This is a genomic window from Spirosoma jeollabukense, from assembly GCF_054777855.1.
The window spans coordinates 884,435-909,931 of sequence record NZ_BAAHAD010000001.1; the positions used below are offsets into that span (position 1 = coordinate 884,435).

Sequence of the window (25,497 nt, forward strand, 5' to 3'; positions counted from 1 at the left end):
CAATCGTCTCACCTGGAGTTACGGATATAATACGTATTTCTTCCGAATAAGTTTGTAGGCATTCAGGCCAGGTTCCCAACTTTTTCGAATCTTATCTTCCGAAACGCCCATCAGCAGTTGTAGCCGGAGCTGGTCGGTACCCGCCAGTCGGTCGATACCATTATTCGCCAGAAAGAATTTGGATTTATCGGTAGCTCGCTTGAAATAGTCAAAGAAGTAATCCAACATCAAGCCCTTCCTGGAGATGGCAGCGTCCGACAAATCGACACCGTAGCAAAGTTGTCCTTCCAGGGGTGGATTCACCGCACCGGGTTTGTCTACGGGCGTAAACGTATACGGCCCATACTTTGTGTAAGGTGAGCCGATTACCTGAAACTGCTTGTCGGTTCCGCGCCCAACGCTGACGACGGTTCCTTCAAAAAAACAGAGCGATGGGTACAGCAAAACAGCCTGCTGATTCGGCAGATTCGGCGAGGGCGGCACCGGCAGTACATAGGGCGTTTGGTGCGTATAGTTTTTCAGCGGTACTACGGTCAGCGGACACGTTTTTTTGGTCGTCGCGGTGGACCCAGCCAGCCAGCCCTCACCATTGATCATCCGGGCCAGTTCACCAATCGTTAGCCCATACACCACCGGAATTGGATTCAGTCCCACAAACGATCTAAACTTGGGGTCCAGCACAGGGCCATCTACGTAGTGTCCATTGGGGTTTGGCCGATCGAGCACAATCAGGGGCCTGTTCGATTCGGCGCAGGCTTCCATAACGTAGTGCATGGTGCTGGTGTAGGTATAAAATCGCGCACCAACATCCTGAATATCAAAAACCACTACATCCAGCGAATCCATTTGCGCCTGCGTTGGCTTCTTATTTTTCCCGTAGAGCGACGTAATCATGATGCCCGTCCGCGGGTCACGCCCACTGCTGATTTCTTCGCCGTCCGTTGCCTGCCCCCGAAAACCGTGCTCAGGCGCAAAAATTGTTTTTATCGTTATGCCCCGCGTAAGCAGACTATCGACCAGATGGGTCCGACCAATAATAGAGGTATGATTGACGACCAAACCAACCCGTTTTCCCTGGAGTGCAGATAGGTAGAGGTTCATTTGGTCGGCGCCCGTCTGAATGGCAGGCTGCGTTGATGTACGATTGGTCTGTGCGTTGCAAGCACAGGTCAACACGAAAAAGGCACTAAAAAAGAGTTTACTAAACGAAGTCATAGCCGTGAGTAGGAAGAGCGTAGTGCAAAACTCTTATTTTTACGCTCCAGAACAAAACAGTTCTCAGTCAGGAGTCGTTAGTCAAGAGTCGTCAATCAGGCGTATACGTGATTCGTTTTGGTCAGCGAACGACAAATCCAGCCATCTGGTGTTGATCATTGACCGCCTGACTATCGACTCTTGACTACCGACTTATCTTGAACGTTCCCGTTTTTTTAGCCAGCAAGGTTCGCCACGCACCCCAGGGCAGCTTTTCGTCTACTGTCACCAAAATTGGCATTGCCAGCATTGCGCTTGGCCTGGGCATTCTGATTATCGCCTTTGCCGTGCTATTTGGTTTCAAGAATTCGATTCAGCAGAAGATTTTTCTGTTCGGCGCTCATTTACAAGTCAGTAAGTTCACCAACAATTCGTCCTACGAAGAAACGGCGCTGGCGCTCAATACAAAACTTTATCAGGACAGTACCCGCATTCCCGGCGTTCAGCACATCCAGGCCGTTGCGTTGAAAGCGGGTATTCTCAAAACCAGTGAAGAGCTAACGGGCGTGGTTCTGAAAGGAGTCGGGAAAGACTATAACTGGAATTTATTTCAGGGTTCGATTGTGGCCGGAACAGTGCCCGTCGTTGGGGCCGACACCGGCTCTGGCTCAACCCAGATTCTGCTCAGTCAGTACATGGCCAACCAGTTGAAGGTGAAAATTGGTGAGAGTGTACCGCTCTACTTTCTGGGAAATCCACCCCGCGCCCGCAAAATGACCGTAGTTGGCATCTACGAAACGGGGCTGGAAGAGGTGGATAAAACGATCGCCCTGGGCGATATCCGGCTTATTCAAAAGCTAAACCGCTGGGGACGCGACTCCGTTGGAACATACGAAATCTTCGTCAAGGATTTCAATAAATTAGCGGCTACTGAGCACTCCATCTTCAACGTAATGACGCCCGAAATGCGTATTATTCGGGTGACGGATCAATACCGCCCCCTGTTCGACTGGATGTTGCTCCTGGACCGAAACATGATCATTCTGCTCGCTCTGATTACATTCGTGGCCTCCTTCAATATGGTGTCGGTGTTGCTGGTATTGATGGTGGAACGAACCCCGATGGTTGGCTTACTGAAAGCCATTGGCAGTCCTAATGCGCTCATCCGCAGAATGTTTGTATTTGTCGGTTTGAACATGGTGATCTGGGGATTGGTCATCGGGAACGTAGTGGGGCTGGGACTTTGCTTCCTTCAGTACCGTTTCAAATTGATTCCCCTGGATCCTAAAAATTACTTCATGAATTACGTTCCGATTGTCTGGGACTGGCCAACGATTCTGGCGCTGAACGCAGCCGCAATTTTGCTCATCGCACTCGTCTTATGGGTCCCAACGATCATTATCAACCGGGTTCAACCCGTCAAGGCGCTGGCCTTTAAGAAGTAAATCAGCCGATAAGCCTCTATATCAGCGAAGCAGATTTCCATTTCTATTGACTCTCCCCTTCATTATTTCTATGCTACACTAAACCAATGAACCTCCATAAGCGTATGTAGTAGAACATTAACACCAGCACAGTCGTTTACTTACGAATAAAGTGGCTTTCCGATAAGGGAGAAATAATTGAAACGCCATTGATTCGTTTGGTTTCGCTGACTATGTATGTATGGTCAGATTCTTTATAATTTTCTGTTCCAAGCTACCTTATGAACCTTCCTCTTTCTTTACCTGAGGAAAATAATCGACTGGATGCCCTTGCGAGTTACGACATCCTTGATACGCTGCCAGAACAGGAGTATGACGAACTGACTCAGCTTGCCTCTCAAATTTGTCAGACACCCATCGCGCTTATTAGTCTGGTCGATGACAAACGACAGTGGTTCAAGTCAAACCACGGACTCACGGTACGAGAAACACCCCGTGCCCATTCATTCTGTGCCCATGCTATTATCAATCCGTCGGAAACGCTGATCGTTCCAGATTCCCGGGAAGATAGCCGCTTTGCGCAGAACCCGCTGGTTACGGGAGATCCATACGTTATTTTTTATGCGGGTGTGCCCCTGGTCGATGATAATGGGTTCGCTTTAGGCTCCTTGTGCGTCATCGACAATGCGCCAAAACAGCTAAGTCAGGCCCAGCTTTCGGCCCTTAAGATTTTAGCCAAACAAGTCGTCAATCTGTTAACCCTCCGAAAGCAGAACAAGGCTTTAAAAGAGAATGAAGAGCGGCAACGTATCGAAATTGCCCAGCAAATTCAGATGCGGACAGCCCTATCCGAAAGCGAAGCCCGTTTCCGATCATTACTCAAAGAAGCACCCGTAGCTACTTGCCTGTTGGTGGGCCGGGACATGCACATTGAATTGGCCAACGATTTAATCCTTGGCTACTGGGGTAAGGACTCCTCTGCACTTGGTAAACCGCTGGCTGAAGCTATTCCTGAACTAAAGGGACAGCCTTTCCTGGACATTCTGGATACCGTATTTGCCACCGGCGAAACGTACATCGCTCAGAATATGCAGGCCAACTTAGAAGTCGACGGCCTGTTAGGCAGTTACTATTTTGACTTCACCTACAAACCGTTGCGCAATCAGACGGGACAGGTTTATGGTATCATGAACATGGCCATTGATGTTACCAGCCGTGTTGTCGCCCAGCGACAAATTGATGAAGCTCAACAACAAATTCTCAGTTCGTTTGAACAGTCGCCGGTCGCTATTGCGCTGATTGATGAACAAGACCTGACGTTTCGTATGGTCAACCCGTTCTATAGCCAATTAGTGGGGCGCAGTCCTGAACAACTCGTCGGCAAATCCCTCTCAGACGCCTTACCCGAACTACGGGGGCAAGGCTTTGATCAACTGCTGAATCAGGTCATCATAACTGGTGAGCCATACGTGGCTCACGAAACAGCCGTTGAGATTGTCCGCCAGAATCAGAAAGAAACCATTTATGTCGATCTGACGTACCAACCGCGACGACAGGCCAACGGTCATGTATCGGGGGTTCTGGTCATTGCTACCGATATAACGGGCCAGGTTAGAAGCCGTCAGAAGCTGGAACAGACGCAGGAAGTGCTCAGCAGAGCTGTTGAGCTGGCGCAGCTAGGTAACTGGAGCATAGACGGCACCACTCGTATACTCACGTTTGATGAGCGGGTGAGAGACTGGTGGGGTTATGAAGACAACATTATTGCGGAGAAAGCATTTGCTCACGTCCATCAAGATGATCGCGACCGCGCACTAGCCGCTTTTGCCCACATAACGAAGCCCGAATCAAGTGATCGGGTTGAGATCGATTACCGGGTTATCAATCCAAGAACGGGCCGCGAACGCATGCTGCGTGTTGTTGCTCAGGCGTATTTTGATCAGACCGGTCAGTTACTACGTATTGTTGGTACCTCCTTGGATATCACCCAGCAACGGCTTCTTCAGATCGAACTGGAACGCATGGTCAATGAGCGTACGCAAGAGCTGACTTTTGCCAATCAGGACCTCAAACGATCCAACGACAACCTTCAACAGTTTGCCTACATTGCCAGTCACGATCTGCAGGAACCACTACGTAAGATTCAGTCATTCAGCTCCTTATTGACTCAAAAGTTCGATAGCCAGCTAGACGAACAGGCACTGGATTACCTGCAACGGATCTCATCCGCTGGCTCCCGGATGTCTTTACTTATTAAAGATTTACTAACCTATTCACGCATCACGACCCGACAGCAGACATTTGGCCTGGTATCGCTGGATACGATTATGGCCGATGTGCTGGACACGCTGTCGTGGGAGATTGAAAAACGAAAGGCCCACGTCGAGGTCGATCAGCTAGCAGTCATCCAGGGGGATGAGTCCCAGCTAAGTCAGTTGTTCCAGAATCTCCTTTCCAATGCGATCAAGTTTACGCCCGCAAGCCAGACGCCCCAGATTCAAATCGGGTGTTTTCTTCGAAAAAGGAGTGAATTACCGACCGATGTTCGACCCACCAGCAATGCGCAGGTATTCTATCAAATCAACGTCGTTGACCACGGTATAGGCTTCGATCTAAAATACCTGGATCGTATTTTTCAGGTGTTTCAGCGCCTACACGGAAAAAACGAGTTTCCGGGTACGGGGGTGGGTCTGGCCATCTGCGAACGCGTCGTGGCCAACCACGGCGGGGGCATCACGGCGACTAGCCTCCCCGGCGAAGGTGCCACATTTTGTGTCTATCTGCCTAGCGTAGCGAACTGATTTTGCTACGTTATGTAGTAAAATCATAGGCGGTTAACTTAGCCCATAATTCAGGTCTTGCTTAGTTTATATAACTATTCAGTACGCTTTACCTATTGTTTTGTTACTTGTACGGGTTTTCTTTCTAACAGATAAGATCATGGTACTAAAACATATCACCTCTGTAGTTTTGACGGCTGGCTCTTGCCTATACTTTACGGCTTGTCATAAAGAAGAATCAGGAATTACTCCCTCAAAACCTTTCCATATAACCATCAACGATCAACGTCATTTCAACGTTAAGCCACTCGTTTTGATCGATGGGATTGCCATTGACGATCCTACGAAGGTCAAGATTAACCCGGCTGATATAGCAAGCATGACTGTTCTGAAGTCGGACTCAACCAATAATCTGGTTGATACGTATGGCCCAAAGGCAAAGGCTGGTGTAATTCTGGTAAGTACCAGGAGAAATAAGTAGATGCATGAGCTTTATAAAGTGCAAAACTCCGTCTTCTTGGGAAGTGGCGGAGCTTTATATTTTTTGCAGGATAGCAGTATGATCGATGCTATGTAAATGGACAAGGGTACTACTAGTCAATGAGCAATATCGATGAACAATATTATTTTATACCTTCTCGCTTGCCCAATTCAGGAAGTTGTTTTTTTTATAATCGGCTACATTCCAAGTTATACCTCATCCATTATCACAACCCAAGCCGTATATGATAGAGCAAACCCACCCGATTCTGCTCATTTCTTATACCCAAACTTCAGAATATAGCCCTTTTTGCCATCGCCTTCACTCGCAATAAACAGATCGCCATTGGGGGCAAAGCAAATACCTTCGGGCTGGCGAAACTGCTTGGGATCGAGGGGTTCAGAATAAATAATTTTAGCTTCGTGGTTTGTAATCAGCAGGCGCTTCCCAGCCGACGTCAGCATATACCACTCCCCCGTTATAGGATGTACGGCAATGCCTGATGGCTTCCATGTTTTCGGGTCGATGCCCGCTCCTTCGAGTTGCTCATCGTTCAGGCTCATGTCTTTAAACACGGCCTTGTTCAGCAAATCGAACGAATAAACCGCTTTATCGCTCGATCCTTTTCCGTCTTTTACGGCAATGAGCAGGCGTTTAGTTTTGGGATTATAGCCAAGTCCTTCTACTTCCGTTTTCTTGGGCAAGTCGGTTTTGGTACGTCCAATTTGAGTCGACTCTGGCTTGAAACGAAACAAATTTCCGTTGCTTTCCAGCACATACACGTCATCATTCACGTACTCAATCCCTTCAAAATCACCATAACCACCGAATCCAAAGTCTTTGACAACTTCCCTCTTCTTCGTATCGAAAACGTACACAACAGCTTCCTCGTCCTGAACACAAAGCAACTGATTGTTTTTATAATACGTCAGGCCCGATATTTCCTTTAGCTCTTTGGGCATTGTATAATTTTCGTCGGGAGCACTGAGCTGGTAAGGCAGCTTAAAAGGGGCGGCAATGGTTTCGGCCCTGGGCTTTTCATTTTTTGTCGACGAGCCACCGCAAGCCGCCAATAGCCAGGCTACTCCCAAAAGAAGACGATTCATACGTTCGATGTTTGTCGTAAAAGTAGGGGTTTGCCGGTCAAATAGGGCAGCTAATTTTAGTTGAATTGATAGGTAGGACTTTCTCCTGGAGCTGTGCCACGGTTACTCTAGTAATTAAATTGACCGTGGTACGGCTTCAGGAGAAAATCCCACTAGTATTACTTTCGGCTCCTGAGCTCTTATTAGCAGGGGCGAGTAGACAAATTCCTAATCGGTGAACAACACAACCAACGATCCCCCCAAGATTCTATCGGCCGCTAACCGTTTATATGGGCATTTGTAACAGAAGAGCAGCCTGCATAAAATAAGTAGCCTTCCGCTCGAAAACTGAATCCTGGCATTCACGCTCCTGAAACCGGCATTCCGCTGGTTTCTTTTTTGCAAATTAGTAGGAGTAATTAGCTTTGTTAGTAAACCTATCGTACCATGTCCTACCGTCTAACGAATTCGCAAAAGTGGCAGCTCGCCCTAAGTGTGTTCGTTATTTACTGGCCCATTCGGCTGTACGTTAACATATCCAACCTCGACTGGTTGCTTTCACCACGTAACATACCGTTCTGGATTTTCGAAATCATCCTGAGTGTTCTGTTTTTTTTCGCCTGGATTACCGTATCCGAGCGATTACAGCAGTGGCTCTTCAACCGATTCGGTGGCGATTTCCTGATCGAGTTCAAAATACCGGCCCAATTAGCCACTCTGTTCATAGCCAGTGCGCTGGCGGTCGTATTTAATTTTGCCTTCTACTCCCTCTGGCATACCCTGGACGATACGCTGGAAAAAAGCTTTGGTGTCCACCGGGACCAGGAAGTCCGGCCACCTCAGCCTGCTACCCCACAACCTATATCCGAAGAACGGCGTAAACGGAGTGATCAACGTCGGCGTGTCAATCATGGTCTGACGGTAATGGCTATGCTATCAGCCTTTTATCTGGCGGCCAATCGACGAACGTATCGCCAACTGGAAGACGTACAGTTTCGCGCAGAACGGTTGGAAAAAGAGAATGTACAAGCGCAGTTCGCGGCATTAAAAAGTCAGGTCAACCCTCATTTCCTGTTCAATAGCCTTAGCATTCTGTCATCGCTGGTTCACGCCGATGCCGAATTGTCTGAAAAGTTCATTGATCAGTTGTCGCGGGCGTACCGCTACATCCTGGAGCAGAAAGACAATGAGCGGGTATTACTTAAAACCGAACTGGAGTTTATTCAGGCCTATCGGTTCTTGCTGAATATTCGCTTCGAGAACAAATTCGACGTCATTGTCAACGTACCACAAATGGATCAGATGCGCTACAGCATTGCTCCGCTAACGCTACAGTTGTTGGTTGAGAATGCCGTAAAACATAATCGCATGTCAGCTAAAGAACCGTTGAGAGTGCAAATTCATCTCGACGGCGACTGTCTGGTTGTGCAGAATAACCTGCAACCCCGGCCGCAGGCCGAAAACTCTACCGGCGTAGGCTTGCAGAACATCATCACCCGATACGCACTTCTCACCGATCAACCCGTTTGGGTGGGCGAAACCGAAGGCAACTTTGTCGTAAAAATTCCTCTATTACTCAATGAGCGCATGAGTGAACCAGTCCCTGAACGACAACACGTTCGCTAATTCACACGTTTAATCGCTCACAAATTTGACCAGTAACAATGAACGTAGTCATCATCGAAGACGAGAATCTGACCGCCAAACGGCTCGAAAGCTTACTCCACAAATATGATCCGGCCATTCGTGTGCTGGCCCGGATTCCGTCGGTGGCCGAAGCCGTAGCCTGGTTTAGCGCACAAAATCTCAACGCTACGTCCCCTGATGTCGATCTGGTGTTTATGGATATTCACCTTGAAGACGATCTGGGGTTCCGGATTTTCGAACAGGCCCACCTCACCACACCCGTCATTTTCACCACGGCCTATGATGAATACATGATTCAGGCGTTTAAGGTCAATAGCATCGACTACCTGCTCAAACCCATCAATTACGATGAACTGGTAGCCGCCATCGAGAAATTCAAATCTCTGAAAAACCAGTTTGCAATGGCCGGTTCACATGAGCCGACTACGTATCAACCCGATCTGGAAACGTTACTCAATCTGCTTGGCAAATCGAAACAAACCGATTACAAAGAGCGGTTTATGATTACGGTAGGCACAAAAATACGTAGCATCGAAACCAGCGAGATCGCTTATTTTTATCTGGAAGAAAAGGTTGTTTTTCTGGTTACCAAAGACGGACTGACTCTCCCCGTCGACTACAGTTTAGACAAGCTCACACAACTGCTCAACCCGCGCCAGTTTTTCCGGATTAGCCGCCAGTTTCTGGTTTCGCTACCCGCCATCCAGACCATTCACGCCTTCTCGGCGGGCAAACTCAAGCTGGACATGATGCCCAAGTCACGTCAGGATGTCTTCGTGAGTGGCGACCGCATGACCGAGTTTAAGGAGTGGTTGGGGAAGTAGTTGTCTCATAATCTTAACTCAACTAGTTAAGAATTTCCCTTCTGTCAGTTTACTCCAACTTACATTACTAAACAATGGTTGTAATAAAATGTATATACCTTTCACAGGTGAAACTGAGACATATATACTAATTATAAAATACAATCATTCAAAAGTTGTAATGTAAATTTTTAGCTGATATTTTTATGGGGCTATAAAACAAACCCGCCTAACAAATGCAAGTTCCTGTAAAAAATATAGTAGAGAGAGTTGACTTAACTTCACAGGACGCACTACTCCCTTTGTTTGAATGCGTGGTTAACTCAATCATTAGCCTCTTAAAGTCTGATATTAAGGACATTAAAGATAAACAAATACAAATTAAGATTCGTAGAGGAGATCTACCTTCTCAAATAAATCTAGAAAATATTAAAACCATTCATTCCATAACCATCACAGATAATGGAGTAGGGTTTGATGACGAGAATTTCAAATCTTTTGAAACTCCATACTCTAATATTAACAAGGAGTTTGGATGTAAAGGAATTGGACGATTTACGGTTTTGGCGGCTTTTAAGTCAGTAAAAATTTATAGCAACTTTAAAGAAGAAGGCATTTGGAAGCATCGTGAATTTTCATTTGATTCAGAAAATGAAGTAGACGGCGTAAACTGCATAGATTCAAACGAGCACTATCCTAAGACTACAGTTGAATTAATTGATTGTTTCAATCCGATAATTAAAGACAAGACAGCAAGAACTGTTGAAGAAATTGCAAAAGATATAATGCAGCACTGCTTAATTTATTATTTAAGTGGCAGCCTTCCAGTTATAACAGTATTTGATACAGAAAACAATCAAGTTCAAGTTATCAACGATTTATTTAAACAGGTTTCTAAAGAGCGGGAAAAGGAATTTGAAATAGATAATCAAAAATTCAAAGCATATGTAACAAAATCGCCTAAAGAGGGGAATCGTATTAATCACTACGTCTTGTATTGTGCAAACTCACGAGTTGTCGGACAACCGAGAAATATTAGTAAGTTTAATCAACTGTTTAGTTATCCCGTACAGCAAGATGGTAAACAGTATTTTCTTGACATTTACTTGGTATCAGAATACCTTAATAAAAAAGCATATAATACTAGAAATGGATTTGCTATACCTCGAGAAAAAGAAAGGGGAATGTTTAATAATTCTATTATTTCATTTCAAGAAATAGAAGAAAGCTTGACCACCCTTTTAGAGGAGGAATACGAACCACATGTTAAACTTACTCAAGAACGAAGCCTTAATGAAATAAGAACATATATAACAAACTATGCACCAAGATATAGGAGTTTACTAAACAATGCGGAAGTCTTAAAATCTATCCCTCCTAATCTTAGTGATGATAAAAAAGAAGAGTTTTTATATAAAATTTCGTACAATGCTCGGAGAACAGTTGAGAAAAATGTTCAAGATTTTATCAACAACAAGAAGTTTAATGAAGAGTCTATTTTAAAAGTAAAAAAAGATATTCAAGAAAAAACAGCTTATGACGTCGATAGTCTAGCCGATTACATGACTAGAAGAAAAGCTATAATTGATTTATTTGCCAAGTTTTTAGAAGCAGACTCTGAAGGAAAATACAGACTAGAAGAAGATATACATAATTTGATTTTTCCAATGGGAGTAACAAGCGATGATATCGATTATGAATCCCATAATTTGTGGTTGCTGGACGAAAGATTTTTAGGATATAAATTCATAGCTTCTGACAAATCTATTACTTCAATAAGTCAAAAGAAGAGTAATAAGGAGCCGGACTTAGTTTGCATTCAGGACAAGCCAAAAATGTTTGACAATCCTATGGGTTTTGGCGATAAAAGTCATGGAGAGTTAAATTCATTAGTAATTTTTGAGTTTAAAAGGCCAGGCGAAACTGCGCATCAAAAAAACAAAGGAAATTATCGTTGGGAGTTTTCTGATCTAATTGATGTTTATTTTGATGATTTCATATATACTCCTGACAAAAAGAACCATAAGGGTAGGCAAGTCATTGTAAAAAATGATACTCCTAAATTTGGATATATTATTGTCGATGTGATTCCTACTCTTTTAGAGGATTACAACAAGAGCAAAGGCTGGAAAAAAACACCATTTGGTTCATTTTACAAGATGAATGCTGATTTGAATTTACATTATGAGGTTATGACTTTCGACAAATTATTGGAATATGCAAAGGGAAGGCACATGCCGTTTTTTAATAAGTTATTCGGTGGGCACTAGCAAAGGCTTCGCTGATTTTGTTCGTGTCAGGGTAATACCTGCTTATCTTAAACATCAAGTTATTTTTGATAACAACAACGGTAATCACCCTACAGCCCAATCACCAATTGCTTTGCTCTAAGTATAAGTTGAGAGTGACAATTTAGGTAATAAGCATGGGAAGTAGTTCGGGCTATAAGCCGTACCTTTGCTTGATGGACACACCCGAGCAGCCCCGCCGTCAACGCGGCCAACGTACCAGTACCCAGCTTACCGTTGCGGAACCCGCCGAACTGATGGCATTTTTGATCGCCCACCTGCCGCACAAGAATAGGAACAACATAAAATCCCTGCTCAGCAATAAGCAGATCCTGATTGACGGCAAGGTCTATACGCAGTTTAATCACCCCCTGCGGCCGGGCCAGGTGGTGACGGTGGCAGCCAATCGAGCACCCGAAACCACTCAGTATCGGGGACTTACCATTCTTTATGAAGATCAGAGTCTTATCGTTATCAACAAGCAATCCGGACTACTCTCCATGGCTACTAACAAAGAGCGGGACCGTACAGCCTATGGTATTCTAAGCGACTACGTTAAGAAAGAGAATCCCAAAAATAAAATATTCATCATTCACCGACTCGACCGAGAAACGTCGGGGGTTATGATGTTTGCCAAGAGTGAGAAAGTCCAGCAGTTGATGCAGGAATCCTGGAACGACACGATAAAAGAACGAACCTACGTAGCACTGGTCGAAGGCGTCCCAAATCCGCCAAAAGGGACCGTCACGTCTTATCTGAAGGAGAGCAAAGCCCTGATTGTCTATTCGAGTCAGAATCCTGACAACGGACAACTCTCGGTCACAAATTATACCGTACTCAAATCGACAGCCGACTATGCGTTACTGGAACTTGAGCTGGAAACGGGACGCAAAAATCAGATTCGCGTCCATATGCAGGACATCGGCCACCCGATTGCAGGCGATTCCAAATACGGAGCAGAAACCAACCCTATCGGTCGGTTAGGCCTTCACGCCGAAGTGCTGGCGTTCGAGCATCCCATCACGGGCGAGGCCATGAAATTTGACGCTCCCGTGCCGAAAACGTTTCTGGCTATGGTAAAGGAACGCATCGCAGAATAAAAAAAGGTTCTAACCCAGCGATTCACGGAGGTAAAAAGAGCAACACGGAGAAAATTAAAACTCTATGTTGCTCTTTTTACCTCCGTGAATCGCTGGGTTAAAATTACCCTGACTATTTCACAAAGCGATATTTGAGCAATACCCAGATCGCTTCGATACCATCAAACCACGAAATTTTCTTCCCTTCAGCAATGGATCGTGGATAATAATTGATGGGAAGTTCCTTGATACGTACACCGCGCTTGGCCACTTTAGCGGTCACTTCCGGGCAAAATTCAAAGCGCGTGCATTCGAGCGGAATAGATCGTAAAAATGTAGATTCAAAGACTTTATAACAAGTCGGCTCGTCGGTGAGTCGTTGGTTATACAAAATGTTTGTCAGCAACGTAACGACCTGGCCACCAATGTAAAAAGTCATATAAGAATGGCGGTTCTCACGATTCAGGAACCTCGACCCATAGACAACTTTCTCTTTTCCGTCGATAATTGGTTGCACCAGCGCCAGATAATCCTGCGGCTCATATTCTAAATCGGCATCCTGAACAATGGCAATATCGCCCGTCATGTGTTGAATGGCCGTGCGAATGGCCGCTCCTTTCCCCTGATTATGCTCGTGGTAATACACGTTGATATTTGGCACCGACTGATACGTTGCCAGTAGTTCACGAGTGCCATCTTTGGAGCCATCATCAACTATAATTATTTCTTTCGTTAGGGGAACCGCCTGGACTTTCTCAATTAATGTATGAATAGACTTAATCTCGTTGTAAGCCGGGATCAAAACGGATAGTAGCATAAAAACAAAGATAAACGAAAAAGAAACCAACAGCGACGAGTTTACCTGCGCACCCAGTATGTCAACGGAAACCGGGGGTCTTTTACCTGCACAAAGTGCGTTTGCAATCCGGCCCGTAGTTGCCCGATTGCCTGCTTGTTGGGTGGCCTATTCAGGGTGGTACTATCGTCGATAACATTCGAACGATTCCCGAAGATGACTAGTTTCAGGCTAGTGTCGGCAAGCGCCTGTTTATACGTATCGGGGTGCGATTCAAGATAATGCGTCGTTTGCATTTCGGTATGAATAAACGGCACGTTGGGCTCCCGATCTGACAGATAGTATAAACTCATGGCATTGTCGATGAGCAACACCTTGCCTTTCGGGCCAGCCAACTGACGAATATACTCCCCAGCCTGTGCCTCCCCGCTGTAATCGGTTACACTAATGAGCCGTTTAGCCGCATTCGGACGATATAAAAGTAGGCTAATCACGACCAGCACACAGCCTATGGCACCACCAATGAACAACCGGCGTTGTGCGCCCTGTCGTTGCGGATTCTGTTGCGTTAACCACTGATCACCTAGAAAGCCCAGGTGCAACGACAGGAAAACCGCTGCCGGAAAGAAATAGTGACTAGCCTGTGTTTTCAACATGGCAATACTGGCAAAAGCCGCTAGCAGCAACGCCAGCCACAAAGCTGGTGTCTGTCGATAAAGGTCGCGGTAAGGACGTTGCCACACCAGCACAAATGAGACCAGCAACAACAACAGCAGCCAACTCAATTTGAGGAAAAACTTAGTTAGGAAAAGCGTGTGCGATGGATAGCCGCCGAATGGATAAATGTAGGTCCACTCCAGGTGTTCGTCCAGGCGATCGGTTGCGTAAAAATACAGCGCCGACAGCACCAGCGGGATGGCAAAGCCCAGCAACACCAATAGCCCCCGACCAACCATTGGCCAGAATGTCAATCGGCCAGTCAGCCATAATAAACCAATAAATGCGCCAAAACCTGCTACGTAGAAGGCTGCCACACTTTTGAAACACATAGCGAACCCTAGTAATATCCCAGCCGCCAGCCACCGCCAGGACTGCCGACTATTGGGGCCAACGACCAGGGCGTAGGCATTCAATCCAAAGATGGCAATCCAGCTCTCGGGCTCCAGGAAATTGATCTCCATGAAGAAGCAGCAAAGGCCCGACAGCACGACGCCAAACAGGGCTGCCCGTTCGCCAAACAATCGGGCAGCACGCCATGTTGACACCAGAACACCAGCGGCCAGTATGGTAATTAAAGCGGAAACGCTGGTGTGATTATACCCATCCAGGAGGTTGAGCAATACGTTCGTTGAGGAGTATAAAAGGTATGATTTAGTCGGGATAAAATCATATAATTCATGGCCTCGATCGAGCGAGCGCGCCAGGATCAAATATTCATAGGCATCGTAACCATAGCCAGAATTGTAGGCAAACAGAAAAAAAACAGGGCAGAATAATCCCAAAAAGACGAGAAATCGTGTCATAAAACGCTAAAACGGCACAGCATATAGTACGCTCTTACCAGACAAAGGTACTTGGTTTAGACACAAGGCGCTATTCGAACTATTGGCTTTTTATTGACCGTACGCTCATTCCTCGCCTGACCTTATAAAAATAATCCAACATAAAATTCAACCAACCTGTCGATTCTTCGCCAGCTTATTTTCTGTATTCAGCACCCGAAAATGGGCATTCGACCAGATTGGTTTTCCAGTATAAGGATACAGACTCACCTTTGACGCGTTAATAAAAAATCTCATGAAAGCCCTGTTACTATCTGTACTCATCGTTAGTTCGACTGCTACGTTTGCCCAGAATCCGGCTGCGCCTTCGGTGCCTACCAGCACAACGGCAGCGACTGCGCCGAGTGCTGTTACGACACCTACGCCAGCCGCCCCCGATCCTTTCGGCGCAGCGCCGAAAGATACAGCTCCAACGAATTTCACTGCTCCAGGTGGCCCAAGCATCATTAACGAGCCCGCTACGGGCGGACGTACCCGGCCAGCCAATGCTCCGCTGACTACGCCTTCGGAAGCAGACCCAATTGCCCGGGGAAATGGCAAAATCAGTGGTATGTTAATTGACTCGGCAAGTAACAAACCCGTTGAGTTCGCCACCATTGCCCTGCTTAACGTAGCCACCAACAAACCTATTGATGGGACAACGGCCGATGCCAAAGGCAAATTTGTACTGGGCAAAGTAGCGCCCGGCAAATACCGACTTCAGTACTCGTTCATTGGTTATAAAGATAAACGTAGCAGCCTGCTCACGGTCGATAAAGGAAGCGACATAAACATGGGCACTGTTAAATTAGGCTCTGACGTTCGGACGCTCAACGAGGTGAACGTAGTGGGTCAGGCTGCCATCATCGAAGAAAAAGTAGACAGGCTGGTTTATAACGCAGACAAAGACATTGCGGCCAAAGGGGGCGACGCAGGGGATATTTTGCGTAAAGTACCCATGTTATCCGTTGACCTGGACGGCAACGTCAGTCTGCGTGGTAGCAGCAACGTAACGGTTCTGATCAACAACAAACCCAGTACGATTGTCGCCAGCAGTGTGGCTGATGCGCTTAAGCAAATTCCGGCCGACATGATCAAGACGGTGGAAGTAATTACCAGTCCGTCGGCCAAATATGATGCGGAGGGATCGGCTGGTATTATCAACATTGTCACTAAGAAAACGTCTTTGCAGGGCGCTACGCTCGATGCAAACGGGGGCGTAGGAAACCGGGGTAGTAACCTGGGGCTGAACGGCAACTATCGGGTCGGTAAAATGGGCTTTTCGCTCGGTGGTTTCGGACGGGCTGAATACAATGTCAAGGGTTCTTTTATGAACGATCAGTCGACCCGCGCCTACGACGCAACGACCAATACTTACTCGGCATACACCCGGACCGTGCAGTCAGCGAACACACTGAGTTCCCGTTTATTTGGTAACTTCCAACTAGGCTGGGACTACGACATTGACAAGAGAACCTCATTGACGGCCAGTCTGCGCTACGGTGCCCGAAACAACATTGCCAATCAAACCAATCTACTCACGCGGACAACATCGCCAACCAGTTACTTTCCAAATATCAGCGACCGGAATGTAAAGACCACCGATTTATCGGGGACAGTGGATGCGAACGTAACGTATACCAAAACATACAAGCCTCAGCAGGAATTGAGCATCCTGGCGCTTTTCAGCCGGAATAACCGCACGAATAATTTCGTATCCGACATTTTGGGGGGCACCGATTTTCAGACTATTACGTCCCGCATTAAAAACGATAACCTGAGTTATAACCAGGAATCTACGTTGCAGATCGACTATCAGACGCCAATCAAAACGAACCAGTTGCTGGAATTCGGAGCAAAAGGTATTTTCAGAAAAGCCAACAGTGCCTATCAGTACTTCCTTGCCACCGGCGATACGGGTGAGTATCAGGTTGATAGAAGCCGGCCGGATAACACCCTACTATACAATCAGAACATTGCTGCGTCTTATCTGTCATACACCCTGACGACGAAGAACAAATATACGATCAAAGCTGGGGCACGCTACGAATACACCTTTATTGATGCCCAGTTCAGCAAAGAAACGAGTACGCCAGCTGAATCAATTCCTGATTATGGTACGCTTGTTCCCAGCATCAATATTTCGAAAAGCCTGAAGGGTGGAAAAATTATCAAGCTGGCTTACAACCGCCGGATTCAGCGGCCAGGCATTCAGTTCCTGAACCCGAACCTTGTCACCTCAAACCCAACCAACATTACACAGGGTAACCCCTATCTATCACCGGAATTGACAGATAACGTTGAGTTTGGAACCAGTGCTAATATTAAGGGATTATACTTGAATGCAACGGTGTTTGCCCGGCGTACGAATAACGAAATTACAGCCGTTCGCGACGTAACTCCGCAGGAAATCAATGGTGTAACCCAGCAAGTGATACGTACTAGTTACCTCAACGTTGGTCACCAGGACGCTTATGGTGTGAACCTGTTCGGTAATGGAACGCTATTTGGTAAACTCCAACTGGGTGGTGGCATTGACCTCTACCATGTTAACCTGACGAACAACAATGCTAATCCAATTTATTCGGCCTCCAATTCGGGCTGGGTTCTTGGCGGACGCATCCAGAGTAGCATGTCGATCAGCAATGGGTGGGGATTCCAGATCTTCGGTGGTGGACGTGGTAACCAGGTCCAGCTTCAAGGCTACCAGAGCGCCATGTACTTCTATAGCTTCGGCGTTCGCAAAGAATTCAACGACAAAAAAGCAAGTCTGGGACTAGCAGCCGAGAACGTTTTCAATCACCCATTCGTGCAACGGTCTGAGCTGTCTTCACCGATTCTGGTCCAGAATTCACAAACGAACTATTACAATGCCGGGGTTCGACTGACCTTCAGCTACAAGCTCGGCAAGATGAGTTTCGATGCTCCTCAGAAACGAAAAAGATCTATCAATAATGATGATGTGAAAGGCGAAGGTGGCGAAGGTAATGATCAACCACAGCAGCAGGCGGCTCCAGCGGGCGGAGGTGGCAGAGGAGGTCGGCCGCGGTCGTAATAAACATATGCTTTTAGATTAAGATTAGGTTGGTTAAAAGCTCCCGACACTGTCGGGAGTTTTTTTATGGCCGGAATTGCTCAACGGCCTATTTTAAACCTACTGTTTCAGGGCTTCTGGCCGCCAATTCTAGTACGTTATACTTGTACTAAATCAAATTGTAACTTACTTTACCCAACGGCAGTAACGATATGCACCATTTTCCTCCCGAAAACCGCTGGTGGGAAGTGAAAAACCGAAAAGAATACGCCATCATCACGTTCACTTATGAAATCAAAAAACTTAGTTAGCCTTTTTGTTGCCGCCATATTTTTTGTTCTGGCGATTACGGGTCTGTTAATTTATTTTGGCCAAGGTTCTCATATCGTTGAACATACCCATGCCTGGTTCGGCATTCTGTTCGTAACCGCAGCCGTCTTCCATATCGTCAATAACTGGTCGTCGTTAAAAGGCTACACCAAAAACCGTCGAACGGGGGGCATCCAGAAGGAAGTTATCATACCAACTGTCGTAGCCGCCGTTTTTGCCATAGGCATTGGCTTTGATATACCCGTTTTCGACAAATTGGCCAATGCGGGTAAGAACCTGATGCGGGGTGAAAAACAGAAAGATGTCCCCCTGTCACAAGCCAGGGTCGATTCAATTGCGAACGTCGTTGAGACAGCCTATGCCACCGCCTATAGCAAAGGTGATACCGCAGCCCTGTCGGCCATTTTACCAGCCAAGACAACGGTTTTGACTGAAGCAGGAACGCTGCTTCACGGGTCGGATATACAGCAGAATCTAGTCAAGCAGGCAACGAAAGAAGCTATAAAAACCAAAGTTGATAATGCCGAAGCCCTTGACGACAACATGATTGTGGTACGTGGTACGTCTACTACCTCCGGCACCACCACTCCAACTGTTTACACTCACTTGTTGAAAGAACAGGATAAAAAGTGGCAGATCATAGCAGCGCAACGGGCTTACCCATCGGTTCAGTAGGTTTTCGGCGACACGATCAATCGCACCAGTGTTTCCAGTACCCTATTCGCCATCAGGTTATCTAGCCAGGTGGCATCTTACCGTTTTAAATACCGGCTTTCAGTTCGCTGGATTAGGGCCGTTAGCGAATGCAGGTCGTCTGGCATTCTGGAAATTCATAAACGACTTAACTTTTTCTTCCACTTATGCGTACCGTTGCCATTCTCCTGTTTAATGAAATCGAAGTACTCGATTTTGCTGGGCCATTTGAAGTCTTTGGGGTGACGGGACGGCACGATGATCCCAAGCCTTTTCGGGTATTTACGGTTGCCGAACAGGGACCCATATACGCCCGCAATGGATTGAGCCTTACTCCAACTTATTTGCTTAACGATCATCCGAAAGCCGATATTATCATTGTGCCGGGCGGGGGCGGTCGGCATGAAGATGGCACGCCCTACGGCTCCCGGCGCGAAATGGACAACCTAGCCGTGTTGAACTGGGTCCGCCGGACAGCAAAAAGCGCGGAACTGGTTCTGTCCGTTTGCACTGGTTCATACATTCTGGGCAAATCGGGTTTGTTAGATGGCTTAGCGGCTACAACGCACTTTTTAGCCGTTGAGGGCATGAAACAGGCCGCACCAATGACTGAGATACGCCACACTGAACGGTACGTCGACACCGGTAAAATCATTACGTCAGCGGGCATATCGGCGGGCATCGATATGTCGCTGTACGTCGTCGGGCGGCTACTCGGTAAAGACGTCGCCGACGAAACAGCCCGGTATATGCAATATGACCATTGGCAGTAAATGAATACCGTTTTCTTTTCCTACAACCGCCCACGTGCGTAGTTTCATCACATCCCCTTGTTTGTGAGCGGCTTATGTAGTTATCACTCATCAGCGAATTGCTCGGCTACGTAGCGCTTGTAGACTTTACCAATGCGCAACTCGTCTGTGCCAATCCAGACACTATCCGGTCCCCTACCCGTTATGTGCATCACATTTACAATGCAGGACCGGCTAATGCGGACAAACTGCCGTTTTGGCAATCGTTCTTCAGCCTCTTTCATGGTCAGGCGCGTCACAAAGACTTTTGGCTTGGCAATAATCTTCAGGTAGTTCTCCAGGCTTTCAATATACTGAATATCAGCGTATGAAATAGTTTTTCGCTCACTATCTACAACACACGTAAAATACCCTGAATCATTGGCCAGAACCGGCGGCTTCGGTGGAGAAGGGCTTTCCGTCTGTTGATGCGTATGCAAATATCGGTAGGCCATGTAAATCCCTAAACCCGTGACGGTATATACCCAAAAATTGACCAGATATGGCAGTGAGTGCGCAATATTGAACTCCGTGTGAAGAATGAAATTCATGTTGAAAGACCCCAGTACCATCAGCAGAAGCAACCACCCAACGTAGACCGCTTTTCTACCCCGCAAGAACAGCCGATCAAACAGAAGGCGGTTATGAAAAACCAGCCAGCCATATAGCAACAGCAGGTAGAAATAAGGAGATACTTTCGACAACCCAGATCGCTGATCCATAGCGTACTGGTCAGCGAGATAGTGAACGCCCAGCAAGGCCAGTAGACCAAGCAGGTTGCGCACGACGAAATTGTCCAACAGCCGATTGCGTTTCATCGGGTCAAATTACGATGCAGAATCAGGATAGCCATCAAGAACGTGACGAAAGGCATTCGTCACAGATAGCATTACTTGGTCACGTAAGTCTGGCGATCTAGCTATCCCCTGCTCAATTTTGACAGCGTTCCGGCTCAAACAAACATCCGGGGTTCTTTTCAAATGCAAACGCTTCATACGATCAATATCATTGTACACGTCCTGTTCGGAACGGTGGGGTTGATCATCGGTTTGGTAACACTGATATTCCAGAACCAGCCCCAACGGCATATTCGCTACGGGCGGTATTTTCTGTATGTCCTGATAGTTGTCGTCGCAACGGCTTTCATCGGTATTCTCTTTTTCCGGTCAAATCCATTTTTGCTTATTCTCACGTTGCTGGCTGGCTATGTAGGCTACTCCGGTTATCGAACCGTCCGTCTGCGTGAACAGAAATCTTCCACCGCCGATAGGCTGCTGGCGGTCAGTGTACTCATCGCGGGCGTGCTGTATCTAAGGTCAATGCAACTGGCGGGTGGAAATTGGTCGCCAGCGGTAGTTTATCCAACGCTGTCGGCATTGCTTCTTGTCGTAGGATACGACCTGATAAAAAATGGCTGGCTTTTTCATCGGCTCAAGACCTGGTGGCTCTACGAACACATCTACAAAATAATGTCGGCCTATAGCGCCCTTGCCTCAGCCTTTGCAGGTACCGTATTATCTCAGTATAAGCCATTCAGCCAAATTTTGCCATCAACTTTTGGTGTTTTATTGATCGCTTTTTTCATCTGGAAGCAAACGAAAAAGCAAAAGAAAATTCGCCTATATCGCTAAATGAGCAAACGATTGACGTACTCTAATCGATGTGTATTGGTCATTTAGCTATCTTGTGCTGTGGTTTCATGCCTATTGATACTCTTTCAGGAAACCAGCCCAATCAGCTCATGAAAAAAGTCTTCCTCCTTGCCTGCTTTCTGTTCAGTCTTTCTCCTGCGTTTGCCCAGGACCGGCTCATGGGCAAAGCCTTTGCCACCCGTTCTGTCGTGATGGCGCAACATGGGATGGCCTGCACCTCGCATCCGTTATCGACTCAGGCCGCTATTGACGTATTGCGGTCGGGTGGCAACGCTATTGATGCCGCTATTGCAGCCAATGCGATGGAAGGGCTTGTTGAACCACACGTTAATGGCATTGGTGGAGATTTGTTCGCCATTGTCTGGGATGCAAAAACCAAAAAACTATATGGCCTGAATGCGTCGGGCCGGTCGCCCTATTCCCTGACGCTGGCCGAATTGCAGAAACGGGGTTTGACCCATATTCCATCTGATGGCCCACTACCCGTTTCGACGCCGGGTTGTGTAGATGGCTGGTTTGAGTTGCACAAGCGGTTTGGGAAAACGCCTATGCCAAAAATTCTGTCGCACGCCATTCGTTACGCCCGCGAAGGGTATCCTGTTCATGACGAAGCGTCGATTTCCTGGGCGACTATGATCGGGCGATTTAGTAAATATCCGAACGTAAAGGAAACCTATGCCCCGAATGGGGCCGCCCCTAAACGGGGTGAAATCTTTAAAAACCCGGCACTGGCCAATACGCTGGAGAAAATCGCCAAGGGTGGTCGTGATGCGTTTTACAAAGGTGAGATTGCCCAGACGATTGATGCTTTCATGAAAAAAGTGGGAGGCTACCTCACAGCCAAAGACTTAGCTGACCATACCTCCGAATGGGTTGAACCTGTTTCGACTAATTACCGGGGCTACGATGTATGGGAATTGCCACCGAATAGTCAGGGTATTGCTACGTTGCAAATGCTGAATCTGCTGGAGCCTTATGATTTTTCGAAGATTCCCTGGGGCAGTCCTGAACATATTCACCGATTTGTGGAAGCGAAGAAACTGGCGTTTGAAGACCGCGCCAAATATTATGCCGATCCAGCTTTTGCGAAAATCCCGGTTAAAGAACTGATCAGCAAAGAATACGCAGCTGAACGAATTAAACTCATTGATCTCAACAAGGCCGCCAGCCGTGTAGACGCTGGTAATCCTGCTCTAAGACAGGGCGATACCATTTACCTGACCGTGGCCGACGAAGAGGGCAACATGGTGTCGCTGATCCAAAGTAATTATCGGGGTTTCGGCTCCGGCATGGTGGCTGATGGGCTAGGGTTTATGTTTCAGGACCGGGGCGAACTGTATAGTCTCATCGATGGACAGAACAATACGTTTGCGCCACACAAACGCCCATTTCAAACCATTATTCCGGCTTTCGTGACCAAGGACGGACAACCGTTTATGAGCTTTGGCGTTATGGGTGGAAGTTTTCAACCGCTGGGCCATGTTCAGATTATCATGAACATGATCGACTACGGCATGAATCCACAGGAAGCGGGCGATGCCCCCCGAATCGACCACCAGGGATCATCGGAACCAACGGGCGAGAAAATGGTAGATGTAGGGCAGATCACGCTGGAGTCAGGCTATCCCTACGAAACCATCCGCGACCTGATGCGTAAGGGCCACAAAATAGGGTATGGACTTGGTGGGTACGGCGGCTATCAGGCTATTATGTACGACGCCAAAAACAAAGTGTACCACGGCGCTACCGAGTCGAGAAAAGACGGACAGGCAGCTGGTTATTAATAAGTTGCTTTGGAGCTTTGACAAAGTTAAAAACCGCTTCGGCGGCCCGGTTTGTCAAAGCTCCAGACTTGTTCAATGATACGTTAAAGACTGCCTTTTTTATTCGGCGGGTGTGCTGGCTGGCATACTGGTATTCCAGATGTCGCGGTGCAGTTTCCAGTTGCCACCTTCCTGTTTCCAGACAACCATATATTTACCCTTATCCAGCACAGAATCCCCACCATAAAGCGTGTAATTACCCACTTCAATGATTTGCTCTCCCGCTGGTTCAGCTTCCGCGGTTTCCAGATTAGCTTTGGTAATACCCATTCCGTAGGCACCTTTCCAGAACGCTCCAATAGCGGCATCACCGGAAATGGCGTCACCACCGGGCGGATAGATTATGGCATCAGTAGTATACAAATCACCCATAGTCTCGGCTCCTTTGGAGAAGATGTCCATGAACGTCTGATTGGCGGCAATAATTACGTCACGCATAAATGTAAGGGTTTGATTGTAAAGGAGAAAGGTGTTCTTCATTAAGCAACTACTACTTCATTTGCTGTTTCAACCAACCATTTTAGTAAACGGTATATATGACTCTCATGGTCAATAATCTGCTGGCCCGGCAAGATGATACAGGTCAGATTTTGTAGTTTAGATTTTTTACAACCTGTCTCATGAAAACTTGCCTGACTCTGCTGGTTGCCTGAGTAGTAAAAAAAGCTTTACCTGTCACGCTACCGGGCAATGAACGAACCACTCATCACCAATGATGCCATCATTCTGGGCATTTTTCTGGTACTACTCACGCTGATTTTCCAAACGTCCCAGTCCGAACACCCTTTCTGGCAACGGGCTTATACCTACGTACCATCGTTGTTACTTTGTTATATTTTCCCGGCTGCGATGAACAGCTTTGGCGTTATTTCGGGCGATCAATCGAGCCTGTACAAAGTCGCCACTACGTATCTTCTGCCAGCGGCTTTAGTCCTCCTCACCTCCACCGCCGACCTGCGGGCCATCGTCAGGCTTGGCCCCAAAGCCCTGATTACATTTATGTCGGGGACCGTGGGCATTATCATCGGTGCCCCAATTGCTTTTTTTCTGGTCATGTGGCTGATACCCGGCTTTCGCGAGCAAGCCATTGCCAACGAATACTGGAAAGGATTGGTAACCATTTCGGGGAGCTGGATTGGCGGCAGCAGTAGCCAACTCGCGTTAAAAGAGATATACGGTTGCAGCGAAGCCCTTTTTGCGGTTATTCTGGTGGTCGATGCCGTTGTGTCAACGACCTGGACAGCCTGTCTGATTTATGGGGCCGCTTACAAAGACAAAATTGATGGATGGCTCAAGGCCGATAACACCTCCATCGAGGAAGTAAAGCAGCGAATACTAGCCTATAAGGAAGAATCTGACCGACCTGCTAATCTGCTGGATTTGAGCACGATCCTCGCGCTCGGATTTGGGGGTGGGGCGCTCGCCCATGGGCTTGCCTACTGGATTTCCACTACGTTGCAGCCGTATAAAACGACCCTTGCTGCCTATGGCCTGGACCCGTTCACGTCTAATTTTCTCTGGGTTGTTATTCTATCTACCTCGCTCGGTATCGGACTGTCATTCACCCGATTGCGTAAACTCGAAAAACTCGGCACGACAGACCTCGCTACGTTGTTTGTCTACTTTCTGATCATGACCATCGGCATGCGACTTGACCTCTCCAACATCGGTGGTAACCTGGGTCTGTTTCTGGTTGCGGTCATCTGGATGCTCATTCACATCATAATCATGCTCATTACGGCGCGTGTCATTCGGGCACCTTACTTTTTTGTAGCCGTTGGCAGCCAGGCCAATATTGGTGGCGTGTCAACCGCGCCGGCCGTCGCGTCAATTTTTCACCCGGCGCTGGCGCCTGTGGGTGTATTGCTGGCCGTTCTCAGCCATGTATTGGGTGTATATGGTGGACTAATTACGGGCTGGCTGATGCAGTTAGTGACGCATTAAAAAAACATAATGCACTTATAATCAGCGTTTAACTAAAAAGTGGAGTTAGAAGTGGCCTTTTAAGGGCTATAAAGCAATTCCTATTTCACGTTAATTTAGGGTAACCATACGA

At 47.1% G+C, this 25,497-nt stretch carries 20 protein-coding genes; 13 read left to right on the plus strand and 7 right to left on the minus strand.

Features of this window, described 5'->3' with window-relative positions; all coding sequences use genetic code 11:
* Positions 1 to 18: 18 nt before the first annotated feature.
* On the minus strand, positions 19 to 1,215 hold the full coding sequence (locus ACYVEA_RS03540; protein ID WP_461111943.1) for an exo-beta-N-acetylmuramidase NamZ family protein: 1,197 nt from the start codon (positions 1,213 to 1,215) through the stop codon (positions 19 to 21).
* A gap of 197 nt (positions 1,216 to 1,412) precedes the next feature.
* Here ACYVEA_RS03540 and ACYVEA_RS03545 point away from each other — a divergent pair, with 197 nt between their 5' ends.
* From ACYVEA_RS03545 to ACYVEA_RS03555, 3 genes are all read left to right on the plus strand, one after another.
* Positions 1,413 to 2,639 (plus strand): ABC transporter permease, encoded by a 1,227-nt coding sequence (locus tag ACYVEA_RS03545; protein WP_461111944.1) that lies wholly within the window; start codon positions 1,413 to 1,415, stop codon positions 2,637 to 2,639.
* A 260-nt stretch (positions 2,640 to 2,899) separates the two neighbouring features.
* Entirely contained in the window at positions 2,900 to 5,419 is a 2,520-nt protein-coding gene (locus tag ACYVEA_RS03550) for a PAS domain-containing protein (protein WP_461111945.1), read from the plus strand.
* 139 nt (positions 5,420 to 5,558) lie between these two features.
* Positions 5,559 to 5,879: a hypothetical protein gene (locus ACYVEA_RS03555; protein WP_461111946.1), complete on the plus strand. Its 321-nt coding sequence runs from the start codon at positions 5,559 to 5,561 to the stop codon at positions 5,877 to 5,879.
* 272 nt (positions 5,880 to 6,151) lie between these two features.
* Here the strand turns inward: ACYVEA_RS03555 and ACYVEA_RS03560 are convergent, their stop codons facing one another.
* On the minus strand, positions 6,152 to 6,985 hold the full coding sequence (locus tag ACYVEA_RS03560) for an SdiA-regulated domain-containing protein (protein WP_461111947.1): 834 nt from the start codon (positions 6,983 to 6,985) through the stop codon (positions 6,152 to 6,154).
* 426 nt (positions 6,986 to 7,411) lie between these two features.
* On the opposite strand from ACYVEA_RS03560, the gene ACYVEA_RS03565 reads away from it, so the two are divergent.
* The 4 genes from ACYVEA_RS03565 (at position 7,412) to ACYVEA_RS03580 (ending at position 12,802) form a co-directional block, all read left to right on the plus strand.
* A complete protein-coding gene (locus ACYVEA_RS03565) occupies positions 7,412 to 8,590 on the plus strand; it encodes a sensor histidine kinase (RefSeq protein ID WP_461111948.1) in 1,179 nt (392 codons plus the stop codon).
* Positions 8,591 to 8,628: 38 nt separating this feature from the next.
* A complete protein-coding gene (locus ACYVEA_RS03570; protein WP_461111949.1) occupies positions 8,629 to 9,435 on the plus strand; it encodes a LytR/AlgR family response regulator transcription factor in 807 nt (268 codons plus the stop codon).
* A 215-nt stretch (positions 9,436 to 9,650) separates the two neighbouring features.
* The gene (locus ACYVEA_RS03575; protein ID WP_461111950.1) at positions 9,651 to 11,684 is read left to right on the plus strand and encodes a hypothetical protein; all 2,034 of its coding nucleotides are present in this window, start codon (positions 9,651 to 9,653) and stop codon (positions 11,682 to 11,684) included.
* Between the two features lie 194 nt (positions 11,685 to 11,878).
* Entirely contained in the window at positions 11,879 to 12,802 is a 924-nt protein-coding gene (locus ACYVEA_RS03580) for an RluA family pseudouridine synthase (RefSeq protein WP_461111951.1), read from the plus strand.
* Between the two features lie 112 nt (positions 12,803 to 12,914).
* On the opposite strand, the gene ACYVEA_RS03585 is transcribed toward ACYVEA_RS03580, so the two are convergent.
* From ACYVEA_RS03585 to ACYVEA_RS03595, 3 genes are all read right to left on the minus strand, one after another.
* Positions 12,915 to 13,598 carry a glycosyltransferase family 2 protein gene (locus ACYVEA_RS03585; RefSeq protein ID WP_461111952.1) on the minus strand — a complete coding sequence of 228 codons (684 nt, stop codon included), beginning with the start codon at positions 13,596 to 13,598 and terminating at the stop codon, positions 12,915 to 12,917.
* Positions 13,599 to 13,639: 41 nt separating this feature from the next.
* Entirely contained in the window at positions 13,640 to 15,100 is a 1,461-nt protein-coding gene (locus tag ACYVEA_RS03590) for an ArnT family glycosyltransferase (RefSeq protein ID WP_461111953.1), read from the minus strand.
* A 147-nt stretch (positions 15,101 to 15,247) separates the two neighbouring features.
* Entirely contained in the window at positions 15,248 to 15,376 is a 129-nt protein-coding gene (locus ACYVEA_RS03595; protein WP_461111954.1) for a hypothetical protein, read from the minus strand.
* Here ACYVEA_RS03595 and ACYVEA_RS03600 point away from each other — a divergent pair.
* The 3 genes from ACYVEA_RS03600 (at position 15,375) to ACYVEA_RS03610 (ending at position 19,948) form a co-directional block, all read left to right on the plus strand.
* Positions 15,375 to 18,173 carry a TonB-dependent receptor gene (locus ACYVEA_RS03600; protein WP_461111955.1) on the plus strand — a complete coding sequence of 933 codons (2,799 nt, stop codon included), beginning with the start codon at positions 15,375 to 15,377 and terminating at the stop codon, positions 18,171 to 18,173. The two genes, ACYVEA_RS03595 and ACYVEA_RS03600, sit on opposite strands and share 2 nt — an antisense overlap.
* 267 nt (positions 18,174 to 18,440) lie before the next feature.
* A complete protein-coding gene (locus tag ACYVEA_RS03605) occupies positions 18,441 to 19,157 on the plus strand; it encodes a DUF4405 domain-containing protein (protein ID WP_461111956.1) in 717 nt (238 codons plus the stop codon).
* Positions 19,158 to 19,342: 185 nt separating this feature from the next.
* A complete protein-coding gene (locus ACYVEA_RS03610; RefSeq protein WP_461111957.1) occupies positions 19,343 to 19,948 on the plus strand; it encodes a DJ-1/PfpI family protein in 606 nt (201 codons plus the stop codon).
* 83 nt (positions 19,949 to 20,031) lie between these two features.
* On the opposite strand, the gene ACYVEA_RS03615 is transcribed toward ACYVEA_RS03610, so the two are convergent.
* The gene (locus ACYVEA_RS03615) at positions 20,032 to 20,784 is read right to left on the minus strand and encodes a LytR/AlgR family response regulator transcription factor (RefSeq protein ID WP_461111958.1); all 753 of its coding nucleotides are present in this window, start codon (positions 20,782 to 20,784) and stop codon (positions 20,032 to 20,034) included.
* A gap of 162 nt (positions 20,785 to 20,946) precedes the next feature.
* Here ACYVEA_RS03615 and ACYVEA_RS03620 point away from each other — a divergent pair, with 162 nt between their 5' ends.
* Complete coding sequence (locus tag ACYVEA_RS03620; RefSeq protein ID WP_461111959.1) at positions 20,947 to 21,597, plus strand: hypothetical protein; 651 nt, start codon at positions 20,947 to 20,949, stop codon at positions 21,595 to 21,597.
* A gap of 110 nt (positions 21,598 to 21,707) precedes the next feature.
* On the plus strand, positions 21,708 to 23,402 hold the full coding sequence (gene ggt / locus ACYVEA_RS03625) for a gamma-glutamyltransferase (protein ID WP_461111960.1): 1,695 nt from the start codon (positions 21,708 to 21,710) through the stop codon (positions 23,400 to 23,402).
* A gap of 99 nt (positions 23,403 to 23,501) precedes the next feature.
* On the opposite strand, the gene ACYVEA_RS03630 is transcribed toward ggt, so the two are convergent.
* Positions 23,502 to 23,879: a YybH family protein gene (locus ACYVEA_RS03630; RefSeq protein WP_461111961.1), complete on the minus strand. Its 378-nt coding sequence runs from the start codon at positions 23,877 to 23,879 to the stop codon at positions 23,502 to 23,504.
* A 252-nt stretch (positions 23,880 to 24,131) separates the two neighbouring features.
* On the opposite strand from ACYVEA_RS03630, the gene ACYVEA_RS03635 reads away from it, so the two are divergent.
* Positions 24,132 to 25,385 (plus strand): DUF819 family protein, encoded by a 1,254-nt coding sequence (locus ACYVEA_RS03635; protein ID WP_461111962.1) that lies wholly within the window; start codon positions 24,132 to 24,134, stop codon positions 25,383 to 25,385.
* The last annotated feature ends 112 nt before the right edge of the window (positions 25,386 to 25,497 follow it).

What these genes read in the sequence shown, in the direction of transcription:
- ACYVEA_RS03600 (WP_461111955.1), top strand. Translation starts at nt 15,375, where the DNA reads ATGAAAGCCCTGTTACTATCTGTACTCATCGTTAGTTCGACTGCTACG.
- ACYVEA_RS03560 (WP_461111947.1), bottom strand. Translation starts at nt 6,985, where the DNA reads ATGAATCGTCTTCTTTTGGGAGTAGCCTGGCTATTGGCGGCTTGCGGT.
- ACYVEA_RS03580 (WP_461111951.1), top strand. Translation starts at nt 11,879, where the DNA reads ATGGACACACCCGAGCAGCCCCGCCGTCAACGCGGCCAACGTACCAGT.
- ACYVEA_RS03570 (WP_461111949.1), top strand. Translation starts at nt 8,629, where the DNA reads ATGAACGTAGTCATCATCGAAGACGAGAATCTGACCGCCAAACGGCTC.
- ACYVEA_RS03550 (WP_461111945.1), top strand. Translation starts at nt 2,900, where the DNA reads ATGAACCTTCCTCTTTCTTTACCTGAGGAAAATAATCGACTGGATGCC.
- ACYVEA_RS03615 (WP_461111958.1), bottom strand. Translation starts at nt 20,784, where the DNA reads ATGAAACGCAATCGGCTGTTGGACAATTTCGTCGTGCGCAACCTGCTT.
- ACYVEA_RS03565 (WP_461111948.1), top strand. Translation starts at nt 7,412, where the DNA reads ATGTCCTACCGTCTAACGAATTCGCAAAAGTGGCAGCTCGCCCTAAGT.
- ACYVEA_RS03605 (WP_461111956.1), top strand. Translation starts at nt 18,441, where the DNA reads ATGAAATCAAAAAACTTAGTTAGCCTTTTTGTTGCCGCCATATTTTTT.
- ACYVEA_RS03610 (WP_461111957.1), top strand. Translation starts at nt 19,343, where the DNA reads ATGCGTACCGTTGCCATTCTCCTGTTTAATGAAATCGAAGTACTCGAT.
- ACYVEA_RS03635 (WP_461111962.1), top strand. Translation starts at nt 24,132, where the DNA reads ATGAACGAACCACTCATCACCAATGATGCCATCATTCTGGGCATTTTT.
- ggt (WP_461111960.1), top strand. Translation starts at nt 21,708, where the DNA reads ATGAAAAAAGTCTTCCTCCTTGCCTGCTTTCTGTTCAGTCTTTCTCCT.
- ACYVEA_RS03540 (WP_461111943.1), bottom strand. Translation starts at nt 1,215, where the DNA reads ATGACTTCGTTTAGTAAACTCTTTTTTAGTGCCTTTTTCGTGTTGACC.
- ACYVEA_RS03555 (WP_461111946.1), top strand. Translation starts at nt 5,559, where the DNA reads ATGGTACTAAAACATATCACCTCTGTAGTTTTGACGGCTGGCTCTTGC.
- ACYVEA_RS03590 (WP_461111953.1), bottom strand. Translation starts at nt 15,100, where the DNA reads ATGACACGATTTCTCGTCTTTTTGGGATTATTCTGCCCTGTTTTTTTT.
- ACYVEA_RS03575 (WP_461111950.1), top strand. Translation starts at nt 9,651, where the DNA reads ATGCAAGTTCCTGTAAAAAATATAGTAGAGAGAGTTGACTTAACTTCA.
- ACYVEA_RS03595 (WP_461111954.1), bottom strand. Translation starts at nt 15,376, where the DNA reads ATGAGATTTTTTATTAACGCGTCAAAGGTGAGTCTGTATCCTTATACT.
- ACYVEA_RS03620 (WP_461111959.1), top strand. Translation starts at nt 20,947, where the DNA reads ATGCAAACGCTTCATACGATCAATATCATTGTACACGTCCTGTTCGGA.
- ACYVEA_RS03630 (WP_461111961.1), bottom strand. Translation starts at nt 23,879, where the DNA reads ATGCGTGACGTAATTATTGCCGCCAATCAGACGTTCATGGACATCTTC.
- ACYVEA_RS03585 (WP_461111952.1), bottom strand. Translation starts at nt 13,598, where the DNA reads ATGCTACTATCCGTTTTGATCCCGGCTTACAACGAGATTAAGTCTATT.